Genomic DNA, 14,765 nt, shown 5'->3' on the forward strand with positions numbered 1-14,765 from the left:
AATTTGGAATCAATTGTTAATAATATCAAGTCGAGCTGAAGGCAGGAATTTTACTAAAAACAGCATCATCAACAAAGGTATTGAAACCAACATTAATGCATTAAATCCAAATTCAGGCACAGAAACAGGTAGTAAATAGTGATTGATTGAAAATCCTTCTTGGGTGTGACCAATTACATAAAGCGATGTAGATTCAGCTTTCATGTACAATGGAGTAGAGTCTGAAACAGTAGCAACATCAAAACTAACATCATTTGTAAAATGTTTCATTTGAATAATAGGTTGAGGATTAGTTTTGGTGTTATTCACCATGATAATATAATCACCAGCAAACAAAAATGCGCTATAATGGGAAGCATCTTGAGATTGAGTTAGAATGGAAGTATTCAGAGATTCAAACAAAGTATGAGTGTGTTCTCCATCATATTTCATGACATAATTAAAGTCGCCCACACCGTCACTTTTGGACTGTATGCGAATATTATTCCAAAAAACAGAATCATCTATACTTGTCAAATCATAAGCAATTTGAAGATCTTCTTTTACCACGCTAGGAGAACTTCCAGTCTTAGGCATTTTCATGATTTGATTGTTTAGATCTTCAACTTCCTCTATCCAAAAAACATTTTCTTCATTAGTAGAAATATCTAGGATGATATTTTCAGATGTCAAAAACTGTTCTTTAGAATAATTTTCATAGTTTATCTTCCAGATATTTCCAGAGGATTCAGAAGCATACAATGCATCATTGCCAAGAGAAAGTCTAACTGCAGATTTGAAATCCGAAGTTATTATTTCAAAAGTACCATCATTTTTCGACATTTTAATAATATTTTGAAAATCACAGGTAGTTGAACCTTCACATGAATTTGAAAGAATGACAAAATACAAAAAATCACCACGAACATGTAATTCAGAGGGAAACATAAAGAGATCTTCTGAGAAAATGGAGATAGTTTCACCATCAAATTTCATCATACGAGTGTCAGGTAAAAAAACAGAGGATTTGCTTTTATCATGCTCAAAATAATATGCATGATTTCCATCAATAGCTAGATCATAAACAGTTCCAAAATTATTTCCCAAAGATTCCGCGTTAATTGATGATGGGAAGGGAAAAATTAGAACAAAGGAGGAAAAAATCAGAAAAAGAAAGTAAAAAATTGTATTCATACATACATCCAGATCAAATAAGTTATAAGGTAATTTTTGGATAAACTCTGATTCCAAATTATCAGAAATAAAAAAAGGAAGAAGTTTGGACTAATTATGTTCCAGTGACTTTTACAATTGTTTGAACTCTAGTGTTTGAGCCATCATCAGCTTGGGCAACGAGGTTGACTACTAATGCATCACCAGTCTTAACTACCTGATTGTTTAATCCTGGGACTTCTTCAACGAAGACATCGGCATAGAAGTATTTTGATTCACCTGGTTGAACAGGATTGTTTTTTATGCTTTGATGGGTGAACACATCACAGAATGCATGTACACCGTTATCGGCATCTACACCTGAGGCTTCGGTACAGTAGATTGTGTCATAACCACTAGATGGATCTAAGTAGTTGAACACAGCAGAACAGTCAGTATCTGTAGCCACTGTGCATGTTTGAGCATTAGGATTTGCTGCAGCTCCGTCATAACTACCACCAAATAATGGTGCAACGGCAGTGTTGTTCATGATTGCCACTGTTCTGTAATCATCTTTGTTATCAAAGACTAATTTTCTACCAACAGAAATGCCTTCATCATAATCTGCTCTGTCATCTTCACCTGATGCTTTATCGATGTGTGCAATCCATTGTGCTCTTAATGGATTATCTCTGCCTTTAGCAGATCCATTATCATCAGCACAATCAGCTGCTGCCTCAGTACATCCTTTTACATTTTCATGTAACGACTCATAAAGTAATGGTTCACTTAAACCAGTTTTAGCTACAGTCATCTCTAGCTTAACCCAGTTTTTGGTACCAATATTCTTTACAGTGGCAGTAAGATCAGCATGATCTGTACCCTTTACTGCTTGTGCGGTTTCTACCTGAATTGCGTTAGATTCTGCAGCAGTATTTGAGCCTTGTTGCATAACACCAAAAGTTAATCCGCCACCAACAACTGTTACACCAAGAAGGATAACGGTTGCAAGAATTGGACTAACTCCTCTACGTGCTCCAAAACTAATTTTGTATTTGTTTTGTTGTTTTGTCATATTAGTTCTTAACACAATATGACAGAATTTTCCTTTTAAGGAAAAATTGACAATTATACATTAAGGATGACATATCTAGTTCAAGAATCACTAATTAAAAAAATTCTCTCTACGATTACTTTTGAAAATAGATGGAATATGATGTTGTTAGATATCAACAATGATGTAATATCATCAGGTAAACCAGTTCACACAGTAAAACTCTTAAATCAAATTCGAACAGCAATGCTTGTTTTAGCTGTTGTTGTTTTACCGGTTAGCATAATTCTGATGCAAGTAATTTCAGTTTATGCAATTGCGCTTAATTTAATTTGGATTACATTGATTGCGTTTCCTAAAATTCAGCAGACACAGCTAAGTCAAGAAAGAAAACAAAAAGTTGAAAGGGAATTGCCTGCATTTGTAATGTTTACATCAGTAATGCAAGGAGTAGGAATTAATTTGTATGAAAGTTTTCAGTTATTCAAAGATACTAAACTATTCAAGGCCTTGGGCAATGAATCTGAAATTTTAAAACGAAATGTTGATTTTTTTGGATTATCACAAATGGAGGCATTAGAAGATCTTGGCAGAACACACAAAAGCGAATTGTTTTCCAGCCTTGTCTTAGGATACACAAGTATTTGGCGCAGTGGTGGGGATTTAACAAATTACTTAGAAATTCGTGCAGATGAATTTTTCATAAAAGTAAAAGAGAAATATCTCGGATATGCAAACACTGTAGGTTCCGTAGTCGAATTACTTGTCACATTAATGATTATCCTGCCAATTCTTATCATGGTTACGACATTTGTCGTTCCAGGAAATTCAATCGAACAGATTGCGCTAGTCTCCACAATCGGATTACCAATGTTTGCAATAATTATAGGCATAATAATTAATGCAATTCAGCCTCCGAGTTTTAACACAATTGGTCTGGAACCTAAAGTTCTAGGAGGTCTTATCGGAATTGGAATTGTGGCTGGAGGAATTTTACATTATTTTGAACAAGAGCTATGGATTGCAATTGCTGCAGGTTTCATTATTCCTTCAACAATTAGTGCAGTAATTGTAGGTAGGCAAAGTAGAGAAATAAAATACCAAGAATCAGAATTGCCACAGTTTTTACGAGATGTTACAGAATTCAAAAAAATCGGGTATGATGTTAGAATTGCTTTATCACAGTTACACAAAGAACGACAATATCATTCAAGATTCTCCTCAAAACTTATGGAGTTTACAATCATGATGGAGAATGGAATCTCACCTACAAAAAGCGTATCACAGATTTTGTTTAGACCATGGATTGCAAAAATTTCATTCTTCCTATTAGCATATGTTTCCGAGTATGGCGGAGGAAGTCCTAAAATTTTGGAAACAATTACAAGGTTCATTACTACTGCAAGGCAATCAATTAGGGAAGGAACACAATCAGTTTCAATGTTGTCATTGCTAATTTATGCATCTCCAGTCATCATGGTATTTACCGCAACAGTTCTTCAGAGTATGCTTGCGGGAGTAGATACAGCATCAATCAATGTTGGTGCATCTGGAGTCGGAGTTGGTCAAAGTGGAAATTCGCTTAATGAAAATTTTACAACACTAGTCACAATTACTCCTGAATTTCTTTCAATGATCAAGGTAATGGTAGTTACCAGCAGCATTATGAGTGCATTTGTAATTGGAAAGGCTATTGATTTTACATTTTACAATTCATGGAGGCCTGTCGTAGTTGGATTAATTTCAGTTGGATCAATTTTGATTATGGATAATTACCTTGTACTAGATTTTGACTTTGAAGGAATCACTGAAAGAATACCAGGAGGACTGATTTGATATTAAGACGTAGAAGGGCAGTAGGAGGAATAATCTCATTAGTTGCGCTAATCATAGTATTTGGCACGATTTCAGTTGCAATTCTGGACCTAAATGTTGTTCAATCAGACACAGTTCAATCAGGGATTAGGATTAGTGACAAGCAATTTGATAGAATAACCGAAAGTTTGAATTTTACAATACAAAATGCAACAATACCATCAATAGCATATTACAATATAACAATCCAAAATTTAGGAAGTAAGCAAGTGGTATTAAATTCTCATATTACAATTAACACTACAAATAATGTTTCGTTTGCACAATATCTTGATGATTCAACAATTCCCAAAAAACAAAATATGATAAACTCAAATGAAATTAAAACACTAAACTTTACGAATGATCCTGCTGCAAACACAAAAAATGCAACAGAACAAGACAAACATTTGATTTTTCTTACTGACACTGGAAAGAAATGCATTATTCCAATTCCAGAAAATTCATTAGAGGTGATATCAAGGAAATGCTAAAAATGAAAATACTCCTTACAATGATTCTTTCAATTTCATTAACTGGTATCGGAGTCATATTTGCTGATGAGCCTGAATTTACAATTTGGGTTCCAGATGAAATGTTACCAAACGAAATATATCATGGTGTTTTGATTTCAGAATCTAAAAAATCTGCCAATGTAGATGCAAGCATTGTTACAAACAACGAGGAAGTCATCGAAATCATATCAAAGGCAATAAAGATTGATAAAGAAAATCAACATGGTATTTTTGAATTTAAAACTAAAGGAGTTGGAGATGCAACGATATTTGCAATTCAAGGTGATCAACTTTTAGAGAGAGAGATAAAAGTAGTTCATTCTGCAAAACTTCCTTATGCACTTGATTTGATTTTACCTTCAGAAGTTATCAATATTCAATCAAACAAAGACGAGCAAACAGGATATGTATTTTTATTGAATAATTTTGAAAACCCAGTTCTAGCAGTAGAACCAACATTAATTTCACTTACAAGTAATGGCGAAATTACGCTACCACAAAACTCAATCATGATTGAGCCTGGAAAACATTATGAAAAATTCACTTTCCAAATTAGAGGAGAGGGAGGAGAAATCACTGCTACTGCAGCCAATCTAAAACCAGATGATGAAGAGGTATCAAGTTCCCAAACAGAAAAGATAGAACTAAAATTAGCAGTTGCCCCAGATCCAATTCCCACAGATTCATCTGGGGAATTATATTATTGGTTGGAGAGAAATGGCAAACCATTTCTTGCCCCACACGATCTTAGAATTAAACTCAGTATTGATGACACGACAAAATTATCATTTGAATCAACTGTTAGAGGAACAACAATTTTAACAGCAAATGCTGACGTTGATGCAATATTATCTGCCGACGATACGGAAGTCATCACAAGAACAGAAGTTCAGTTACAACAAGATGCTAAACGCAGTGTGTTTTTAGATAAAGGAGTGCATTATGGAAAAATCAAAGTGTGGACTACGGCTGATTCATCAGGCATGTCAATTAGCGGATTAGCAGAGAGTATTGATTCAGATGTGGAAGAGAAAATCTCCATTGCAGAAGTAATCAATGTAGAATCTGAATCGTCCAATTCTGATGTCACTACAAAAACAAAAGTTTTTGCTTTCCCTAATCCAGCATATGACTTTGTAGATATTATTATTTCAAGTGAATCAGGCAACGGCCCAGTAATTGAACCAGACGATGAAGAGGTCACTGTATTTACAGATAGTAAATTAATTACGGAATCTCCAAAATCAAAAATTCTAATGGATGAAAACTATGCTATCATTACTGCAAGAGTGGTTGATTTGGGCGATGCAGAAATTTTTGCAGAAAGAAACGATGCAGAAAGTGACCGAATCGAAATTGAAGTTGAAGAAAAATTTGTAAATGATCCAAAGCTGGAAATCCAACCACTTCCAGCATTATATGGAATTGAACAGGAATTGTTCTTAATAACATCTTCACATGACATCATTACGACAGATCCTACTTCGCAAAATGAAGGAACATTACTGAGCGTTACCACAAAACCATACTTTGAATTTGAATCCATTGCAGAAAATGAATCAATAATAACTGTCAGAGGAACAATTGAAAATCTTTCAGAGGATTCTGAAGAATCGCCAGAAATCTTTGTTGCTTCCAATGCTGAGACAGTCACAGAAAAACTAGAAGTGCATAACTCTAATCGAAAAACAATCATCACAATGGCTCCAGAAACTGTTTATCCAGACGAACTGTTTCCATTTGTTACACATATTGGAGATCTAGAAAAAAATCCAATTCAGAAAGAAGAATTAAAATTCTCATCTAACGGGTATTTGGAAATTAATGAGGGATTAGGATGGCTCAACGGGACTGAAGAAATCAAAGTAGTCTTTTTTGATGAAAATAGCGTACCAGAATCAACACAAATTGAGATTAAAGGAGGGGAGAAAAATAAATCAAAATCACCTACATCTTCAGAAAATTCTGTGCCAACAAGAACGATTTTCACATATGATGTAGAAGTAGAAAATGGAGAAGGTTCTGGACAATTTCCCGAGGGGGAAGAGATTACAATAAGTGCAGAGCCAATAATCGATGATTTTATTATAATTAAAAAACAGCTAGTGGGCTGGGAGAATCTACCAAACACGGATTCTTCATTTATCATAGAAATTGAAGAAGATATCAAAACTAGACCAATTTACCAGTATGACTTTACATTATTACTTCTCACAGTAGCTCCGGCAATAGGAATTGTTTCGGTAGTGACAGTCAAAAAACAACTCAAGAAAAAAACAAATAAAAAAATTAAAAATTTTGATGACGATGTGGATATTGATGAATTGTTTGACTAAAAGTAATATTTTCATTTTTCAGAATAATCAATTAGAATGACTTTCAAGAATATTGAAAACTAAAATAAAGTTGACAAACAATTTAGAAATCAAGTTCAAAAATGAAATTCAAAGTAAGTAAAAAAATAGACAAAAAAGACTTGATTTTAGGAAAAATTTTTGAATTAAAAGAAAACGATTTTGGGGACATGTCTCGATTACAAATGATTCAGACATACTTGGAAGAAGACGAAAAAATTGATCAAGAAGATATCGCCTATTTGAAAAAAATTTGTAAGGAATTTGCCCAGATAAATAGAAACAATGGAGAAGAAGATGAACATGCAGTTGAGACAAAAAGTACGAGAGAAACTGAAAATAAAGCAGGGAACTTGGAACCAAAAAAAGAGAAGAGTTTCTTCAAGTTTTTTAAAAAACAAGAAAAAAATTCAAATGAAACTAAAAGCGGGACAGATGAGAAGATCAGTTCAGATACTGAAGAAATAGAGGAAAAAATTGAAGAGATAGAGAATAAAATTGAAGATTATGAAGAGAAAGAGAACAGAAAATCAGACAATGAGGAAAGGAAAGAAAAATCAAATAGCGATAAAAAAGATCAGGATATTTCAGACAATGAATTTTTTAAGGAATTTGTTAAAAGTACGTCAGATTCAGAAAGAGGAAAAAATTATCCTACACTCGAAAGAAGTCAACTATATGACTTTGACAGAGATTTTTCTAAAAAAACAGAAGATCTAGAAGAATTTCAAAATTCTCAAAAATTAGAACTAGAGGACATTGGCAGTATTATCAAAGATATCAAATCTAAAAAAGAGAGTTTTAGAAAAGAATTAGACAGAATTCATGCATTTAGAAAAGATGTTAAAATAATGCTTTCACAATATGAGGATACAGAAATTAAGTTGAATTCAATTAGATCAAATTTGGATTCTATACAGTTCAATGTGTCAAAGCAATTAAGCGAGGTATTAGATCTACAAAAAGACCTGACATATCTAAAGGATGAATTGTCATCACTAACAAAAAATTAAAGAGAAAATGAATTAATTTTTCAGCAATGTCAGTTTGAGTTTTCCATTTTGAAAAGAAATATCAGCACTTTTTATTCTACTCTTATAGAATTTTGTATGTTTTGAATTAGTTTCAGAAGATACAGCATGATGAGCATACACTAACGCCAAGTCTTCCATTTCTTGGATTTTTTTATATACAGTACTTAGTGGAATTTTTGTAATATGAGAAATTTCTGCCGCAGAATTAGAATTTTTTATGATACAGAACAAGATTATCCTAGATTCTAAATTTGATAATGCACAAAAAATCTTGTGATCAACATCATATTTACGAATTTGTGAAGGTGTTAATTGTTTCACAACAAGTATAATTTGTAAAAATATTTTAAACTATTACCCATTCTAAAACCTTATTCTTAAAAAATAATCTTAAAAAAAATATCACATAAAATAATCACATCATAAAACTAGATGAGGGTTGAGACAAATTCAGGAATAAAGAAAATAGAAAAGACAAAAACTATTCTAACCATTATCAAGAACTTAGTATTCAATTACTCAAACTAAAATTATGATATTCGTAAGGACTTTGAACGATTCTTAACAATTAGAAAAGTTTTCTTTATAAACAAAAGTTGAGAGTGTTTAACCGATTCTATGTTTTTAATTCCCGTCTTAGATCCAAAAATATCTCAAGAAAGATTCAAACCTAGACATTTTCCCAAACAAAATCTAGCTAGCATACTTTGGAAAACTTGTTTTATCAGAAAATAATAGAAAATATGTTTGTCTAGCAAGATAAAGATTGTCGATATCTGATGCCATGTTTCTCATCTTGTGTAAAACATCATTTAGTGGCACGCAGTTTTTCTGATAATCTGAAATTGCAGTTTCTATGATTAGTCGATTCTCGTTAGATAATTTTTTAGAAAAATGCCCATACATACGTCTTAGGACATTGGCATGTCTTTTTCGAGTGGGAGTTTTGGATAAAAGCACGATTAAAGAATGTTCGTAGTTTGACAATACCACTGAGAGTGGTAATTTTTTATTGTTTGCAATAATGTTTCCCAATTCATTTAGATCCACTTGGCTGAATGCCATAAACAAATACTTATTTTTAGTATGAAACTCAATTAGTTTGTTCATTGAGGGTTTTTTCCTGTTTTTGTCAAACTGCTCAATGACATAATCACAAATGTCTGAAAGTCTTAATTGGTGTTGTTCCATTTTTTAAAAAAAATTTTAAGATGATTTAAAGAAATTGCATATTCATTCCTAGTGCCAAAATTAATAATTAAATGAATCATCTTGCAATTGTTTGAATTATAAGAAAACTAAAACATAGAAACACAACATTCTCCTTATTCATACGATCTGATCCAAGACATCTTTAATGCTTGTACACTCTTGGTGAATTTTCTGATTGGTTAAATCTCTAATAGGAGAGTACTTAGAAAATATTGTCTAGGCTTTGTACGTTAACTCACTTATAGAGTTTGTTTGAAGAGTTCAAAGTCCCTACGGAAATTGTCTCCAGCAAGGATTATTGTTTTTTGTACAAAAAATAGATGCCTAACAGAATAATTCCCATTGCAGTTATCTGATAATGGCTCAATCTTTCTTCCAAAAATATTCCTGCAAAGATGAGACCGAAAACAGAAGAGGTAGAAAAAATCATCACAGTTTTCACTGTTCCAATTCTCTTCAAGCTGTGCAAAAAAAGAAAGATCGATGCGCCAAAACCTGCAATTCCCAGAAACAAAATGTTTGGGATGTGTCCTAACTCAATGTTGAATGGTATATCTAACAAAAATACCAGCAGTAAAAGAATCGAGCCTCCCACTAGTGATTTTAGTTGAACAATTCTTGCAATGTCTAACCGGGTACTCAGAGTCCTGCTTAGATTATTATCCAAAGCCCAAAACAGTGTGGAGCCAACGATGAGAATGTTCCCTTGATTCCGAATATCGAACATGGAATAAGAAAAATTAGCGTCTGTGGTTACAATAATCACTCCTGCAATAATTATTATGACAGCAAGACAACTTGCGGTTGAAATCTTTTCTTTAAACAACAAGATTGCAAGAAATACTGAAAAGATGATTTCTCCATTTAGCAATAATGCCGAATTCGAAGCAGCTGTAATATCCAGTCCGACAAAGAACATCACTGGTCCGACTACTGCGCCTGAAAGAGCAATAGCCAATATCAGCCACTTGTCTTTGAAGGAAACTGGGGCCTTTTTTGAAATTAGGGGCGTTGCAACCATTGAGGCTAGAAGATAGACAAGAGATGCTAACAAAATTGGATGTACTGTGACAAGCGAGGGTTTTGCAATAGTCGATACGGAACCAAACAAGAGTGCAGCTAGCACTGCAGAAACGTAGCCAATTTTTGTTTGTTGAATATGTGTAAGGTTACGCAAGCTCGATCTGAAAAATTCTATGTAATTTTAGGTGTGCTGATCTCAAGTCTCCATTGCACTGAAAAAGACGGTACTTTCCATGTTTGTGCATAACGCCTGTGGCAATAACTAATTGATGGGTTTCAAGAATTCGGATTGTTTTGTAAACTGCAGAAAGGGGGATTTCTGTATCGGCCGAGATTTCTTTTACGGACTTTGGGTGTTTTTCAATGTTTGATAGTATTGCATTGGAATAATCAAAATAACTTTCCGACTTCATCCCACAAAGAAGTGGATTTTGCTATTAATGAATAGATATTGTTGTTTGAAGGTTATACTAATTTTTGTTTGAAGGTTATACTAATTTTTGTTTGAAGGTTATACTAATTTTTGTTTGACAGTCATACCAATTCAGAGCTAAAGATAAGAAAAAGTATCAGCAAATCTGTCCTTGAATTCGTCTGTTTGTGATACGCTTAGGGAATTAAATAATTCTCGAGTTCTAACTTCGTCTTTTATGGCATATTTTTTTGGAAAGCCATGAATGATTATGAGCACTTCCAGTTCGACCAGTTTTTTGAGGGTGGAAGAAGTAGTACCTGGGCTTTTTTTGATTGCACTGTATATCTGAACAAAATTTGCTGAATTTGCATCTAAGAGGAATGCAAGAATTTTTTTGCATGTCTCTTTTCGTATTGAGATTATGATGTTGTCATTGCTAGGATCTAATGATGATTGAAATACCCGAATGTTTCGTTTGTCTCGATTTATTCTGATGGAGCCTTCTTTTTCCAGCATGCTCAAATGATGGCTAACCACACCATGACCAAATCCTGTCATCTTGTGAATGTCTGAGAATCGTGTCCCAGGATTTTTTTCTATTGTTTTTAGAATTGCTTGTTTCTTCTTTAATCCGCGCAGCATCTCAATCCCTCCTAAAGATTCCTATGGAAAAAAATACCAGCATCATGAGAATGAGCCCATGAGTTAACATGGAATCTATACTTGAAAAAGAGGGCCAAAAGACAAACAACATGTTTGCAGCCGAAATTATTTCTCCCGAGGTAATTGCACAAAATGCTAGAAATACAAGTAAAAGCCTTGGCGTTTTGTATTCCAGATACGTTATAGCCCCCACTACAGAAAGAAACGAGCCCAGAATTATTCCTGAAATGTGAATAATCGTGTGAATGCCGTGACCGTGTTCAAAATGAGGTAAGAAAAGAGGGATGCTTAATGAAATTAACGTAGCTGAAATGATTGCAAGGATCTTGAATTTTCCCCTGTTGTCAAGATGTATTTGTTGCACAATCTAAGATTGTTTTGTCAATAATAAAAAATATTGGTAGAACTTTCAAAATAATAGAAAAACCAATGCAGAATTTCATAAGGCTTGAACTATTTATGGGATGTCCGGAAGATCAATTCCGGTAATGCTTTCCCATTCTAAAATATTTGATTCAGACATCATCGGATACTGTGGAATCATTGATGATGTTCCAAATCCACACCCATTAGGACTAGGATCATTGATTGTAACAAATTCAGTTGAAAGTGCAGTGCCTGTTGCTGAATGATAATGGTAATCAGTGCAGGCATCAGGTTCAGAAAATACGAACTGATGGATTGGGAAATACTTTTCATCAAGTAGATAACTTGGAACAAAAATCATTCTTTCCCATTCAGAAGAACCTTCTGTACATGAAGGAGTAGTCATTGTAATTCTTTCTGAATTGGATGCATCAAAATTAATTGAATATCCAACTGGACTTGTAATCCCTATCAGACTTGCATATGCAATAGAATCATTTGGTCCTGCATCAATTTTTCCATTAATTGTTGGCTCATCATAAATTGGAGATTCAAGATATTCTATTGTTCCATCATGATGCTCCACTTTTATCTTCCCAACAAAAACACCTGAATCAACATCATAGCCTGCTGGCCTGATGTTCATCCACCATCCAAACAGATGTTTATCAATTGTATCATTACAGGTCAATTGATCTCCAACATATCGATACATTGGATAGTCTACAGAAATTGTATAATCATATGATGTAGAGTCTGGAATTACAGATGATTGTGAGTTTTGAGGTGAGACTTCTTCTTCATCATCCAACCCTGGAAGATGGTCATCATCAATTGGAATGGACTCATTTGAATTTTCTGAAACAGTACCATCTATGACAGCATCAAGGTTTTTTTCACTACTGTCAATGATTGATTGGAGTTGTTCAGAATTTTGAGACATTCTTTCAAGTTCTAGATAATATGATCTATAGTCATAAGGAAGAACATATCCATCAGAATCATCAACTGCAGAATCACGGTCTAGACAAGGAGGTACCAATACCTCAATGATTACAGGATTTTTTATTCCCATATCTTCGGAATTAAATAGAGGACTTGTCATTCCAAGATAACTGGAATGAAAACTATGAAGCCCAGGTTCAAGATTAGCAGTGATTGTTTTAGTAAATAATGGGCGTTGTCCAGGAAGTTCGATTGTGTAAGGATCGGTTAGCAGATCATAGCTTGCAATTTTTTTCCCTTCAAAATAATGATCAACCTTTAGTGTGCCTGTAATAAAACTTGAAGTGTATAAGTCAAATCTATACTCTAGATAGATTGATTTTGATGGCTCATCACACGGATCTCCTCTAAAAATTCCTTTTTTGTAAAGCAGTTCTATTTCAATTTCATCATTTAAAAGACCAAAACTTTTGAAAATAACTGGATTAGAAAAATCAGATTCCTGTACAGCACTATCTATCTCTGCAATCTTTATGTCACCTTTTTTCTTGGCTTTCTTTGCGTTATCTGCGGCATCATCAATTTGCTGTGTTGTCTTTGAAGATTTTATCTCATTGAGTTCCTCTTGTTGTTTTTTAGTTTCTTTTTCAAAGTCATATTTTGAGATTCCTTGTTTTTTACCATATTCTAATAGTTCCTTCTCAAATGATGAGATTCCATTCAAAATATCTACTACATCTAGTGCATTTTGCGTAGATTCACTATAGGAATTTTCTAACAGTGTAGCTTTGTTCATCAAGTTTTTGTCTTTAGTTTTAGAGTAATCATCCCATGCCTTTTTTCTAGAATCATCAATTAAGGAAACTTCACCGTTCAAGGCAGATTGTAGCCATTTAGCAGAAATTTGGTACCATGCATTTGCAGAATACATGGTTTTCAGTTCTGATGGACTCAAATCTCGGGTACTTAATGATCTGTTTAGAGAATGCTCATTTTCGCTTTCTATTGCAATTTCTGCCCGTAAATTGTCATATGCTAATTTAGCTTTTGAAGCTTTTTCCTGCGCTTTAAAAAAATCAGCATTTGCTTTTCTCAAATCTTCAGAAGAAGTTTTGTTAGATTTTTCTAGGTCCTCAATTTTCTGTCCTGCCTTTACGACTTCAAAGTTAGCATCATCTAATGCCAATCGTAATTGATAAAGTTCCAAAGATTTTTGGTCACTTGTTGAGTCCATTGATCTTTTTAATCCAGGCTGAACAAGTTCAAATGCATCAAAGAACCTTTCACCGAACTGGATACTATTAGTTCCACAGCCGCCTTGTAGATGTCTAAGTTCCAAATCAGATAACTCACGTTTAGATGGTTCATAGCTAGGATCAACGAATGGATTTGGTGGCGGAGAACCGAATTGGATACTAGCTGTTCCACAGCCGCCTTGCAGATGTGCTAGCTGATTTGGCAGGAGTGTTTTTGATGTAAACATGGCTCCATCATGATTTTTCAAAGCATTGAAATGGCCAAAAGTTTTCAATGCCACTATAGCTCTATCTAAATCAGAAATTTCTTTCAAAGAAAGAGCAGGATTCTGTTCCTTAACTAAGGCATCCAAGTAATCTATGAATGCTGTTTGTTCTTGAGGAGGTAATTGTGATAGAGAATCACGATATACTCTGAGTTTGTATTCATTTTGTTTTTCTTGGATAGATTGTCTTTTTTCTTGAATTTTCTGAGAATTTATTATTCCCTCACTCATTAAATGTCCTATAGAATTTAAAATTTCAGAATCAGAAATTATTCCATCTCCCCAAAAACCAAAAACATCTTTTTGATAACTAGGAATTTCAAATGTTGCTCCTTTTTGGGTACCTGCTTGATGCTCTAGCCCTGGCGAAGTTTTTACAAATCTTTCCATAGGAATTACATTCTGAACCATCAAGGATTCAAGGGCATTAACCATGTCTGAATCTGAAATAAGTCCATCTTTCCACCATTTTGCATTAGTTTTGAACCAGTCAGGCATTACATTTTGAGAAACGCCAGGATCATGTTTGTTGTAATCACTCCATTGGCCATAAGACATTGAATGACTCTGTGAAAGTAAGATTATTCCAAAAAATGCAACGTAAAGTTTTTTCACAAACTTTTCACACACAGATTTTACTTAAAACATTCTGTCCAAATATTCAATTCCTTATAGGC

12 protein-coding genes are annotated in these 14,765 nt (G+C 33.8%); 5 read left to right on the forward strand and 7 right to left on the reverse strand.

Annotation, left to right across the window (positions count from 1 at the left end; genetic code table 11):
• Nucleotides 1–9 precede the first annotated feature (9 nt).
• Complete coding sequence (locus Q0941_RS00130) at nt 10–1,086, reverse strand: hypothetical protein (RefSeq protein ID WP_299290121.1); 1,077 nt, start codon at nt 1,084–1,086, stop codon at nt 10–12.
• A 181-nt stretch (nt 1,087–1,267) separates the two neighbouring features.
• Nucleotides 1,268–2,206 (reverse strand): archaellin/type IV pilin N-terminal domain-containing protein, encoded by a 939-nt coding sequence (locus Q0941_RS00135; RefSeq protein WP_299290123.1) that lies wholly within the window; start codon nt 2,204–2,206, stop codon nt 1,268–1,270.
• A 66-nt stretch (nt 2,207–2,272) separates the two neighbouring features.
• On the opposite strand from Q0941_RS00135, the gene Q0941_RS00140 reads away from it, so the two are divergent.
• From Q0941_RS00140 to Q0941_RS00155, 4 genes are all read left to right on the forward strand, one after another.
• Nucleotides 2,273–4,021, forward strand: coding sequence for a type II secretion system F family protein (locus Q0941_RS00140; RefSeq protein ID WP_299290125.1), 1,749 nt, complete (start codon nt 2,273–2,275; stop codon nt 4,019–4,021).
• A complete protein-coding gene (locus Q0941_RS00145; protein WP_299290127.1) occupies nt 4,018–4,533 on the forward strand; it encodes a hypothetical protein in 516 nt (171 codons plus the stop codon). Before Q0941_RS00140 ends, Q0941_RS00145 begins: the two co-directional genes overlap by 4 nt.
• A complete protein-coding gene (locus Q0941_RS00150) occupies nt 4,527–6,890 on the forward strand; it encodes a hypothetical protein (protein ID WP_299290129.1) in 2,364 nt (787 codons plus the stop codon). Before Q0941_RS00145 ends, Q0941_RS00150 begins: the two co-directional genes overlap by 7 nt.
• 101 nt (nt 6,891–6,991) lie before the next feature.
• Nucleotides 6,992–7,921, forward strand: a complete 930-nt coding sequence (locus Q0941_RS00155) for a hypothetical protein (protein ID WP_299290131.1) — start codon at nt 6,992–6,994, stop codon at nt 7,919–7,921.
• 12 nt (nt 7,922–7,933) lie between these two features.
• Here the strand turns inward: Q0941_RS00155 and Q0941_RS00160 are convergent, their stop codons facing one another.
• From Q0941_RS00160 to Q0941_RS00175, 4 genes are all read right to left on the reverse strand, one after another.
• Nucleotides 7,934–8,263, reverse strand: a complete 330-nt coding sequence (locus Q0941_RS00160) for a transcriptional regulator (RefSeq protein ID WP_299290133.1) — start codon at nt 8,261–8,263, stop codon at nt 7,934–7,936.
• 372 nt (nt 8,264–8,635) lie between these two features.
• Nucleotides 8,636–9,133: a YbgA family protein gene (locus Q0941_RS00165; protein ID WP_299290135.1), complete on the reverse strand. Its 498-nt coding sequence runs from the start codon at nt 9,131–9,133 to the stop codon at nt 8,636–8,638.
• Between the two features lie 316 nt (nt 9,134–9,449).
• Nucleotides 9,450–10,331 carry a DMT family transporter gene (locus Q0941_RS00170; protein WP_299290137.1) on the reverse strand — a complete coding sequence of 294 codons (882 nt, stop codon included), beginning with the start codon at nt 10,329–10,331 and terminating at the stop codon, nt 9,450–9,452.
• Nucleotides 10,332–10,727: 396 nt separating this feature from the next.
• Nucleotides 10,728–11,234 carry an ArsR family transcriptional regulator gene (locus tag Q0941_RS00175; RefSeq protein WP_299290139.1) on the reverse strand — a complete coding sequence of 169 codons (507 nt, stop codon included), beginning with the start codon at nt 11,232–11,234 and terminating at the stop codon, nt 10,728–10,730.
• 68 nt (nt 11,235–11,302) lie between these two features.
• Here Q0941_RS00175 and Q0941_RS00180 point away from each other — a divergent pair, with 68 nt between their 5' ends.
• A complete protein-coding gene (locus Q0941_RS00180; RefSeq protein WP_299290141.1) occupies nt 11,303–11,488 on the forward strand; it encodes a hypothetical protein in 186 nt (61 codons plus the stop codon).
• A 224-nt stretch (nt 11,489–11,712) separates the two neighbouring features.
• Here the strand turns inward: Q0941_RS00180 and Q0941_RS00185 are convergent, their stop codons facing one another.
• Complete coding sequence (locus Q0941_RS00185; protein ID WP_299290143.1) at nt 11,713–14,703, reverse strand: hypothetical protein; 2,991 nt, start codon at nt 14,701–14,703, stop codon at nt 11,713–11,715.
• Nucleotides 14,704–14,765: the final 62 nt, after the last annotated feature.

This window comes from Candidatus Nitrosopumilus sp. (assembly GCF_028278985.1).
Classification (GTDB): Archaea; Thermoproteota; Nitrososphaeria; order Nitrososphaerales; family Nitrosopumilaceae; genus Nitrosopumilus.

What these genes read in the sequence shown, in the direction of transcription:
- Q0941_RS00135 (WP_299290123.1), bottom strand. Translation starts at nt 2,206, where the DNA reads ATGACAAAACAACAAAACAAATACAAAATTAGTTTTGGAGCACGTAGA.
- Q0941_RS00140 (WP_299290125.1), top strand. Translation starts at nt 2,273, where the DNA reads ATGACATATCTAGTTCAAGAATCACTAATTAAAAAAATTCTCTCTACG.
- Q0941_RS00150 (WP_299290129.1), top strand. Translation starts at nt 4,527, where the DNA reads ATGCTAAAAATGAAAATACTCCTTACAATGATTCTTTCAATTTCATTA.
- Q0941_RS00155 (WP_299290131.1), top strand. Translation starts at nt 6,992, where the DNA reads ATGAAATTCAAAGTAAGTAAAAAAATAGACAAAAAAGACTTGATTTTA.
- Q0941_RS00165 (WP_299290135.1), bottom strand. Translation starts at nt 9,133, where the DNA reads ATGGAACAACACCAATTAAGACTTTCAGACATTTGTGATTATGTCATT.
- Q0941_RS00175 (WP_299290139.1), bottom strand. Translation starts at nt 11,234, where the DNA reads ATGCTGCGCGGATTAAAGAAGAAACAAGCAATTCTAAAAACAATAGAA.
- Q0941_RS00180 (WP_299290141.1), top strand. Translation starts at nt 11,303, where the DNA reads ATGGAATCTATACTTGAAAAAGAGGGCCAAAAGACAAACAACATGTTT.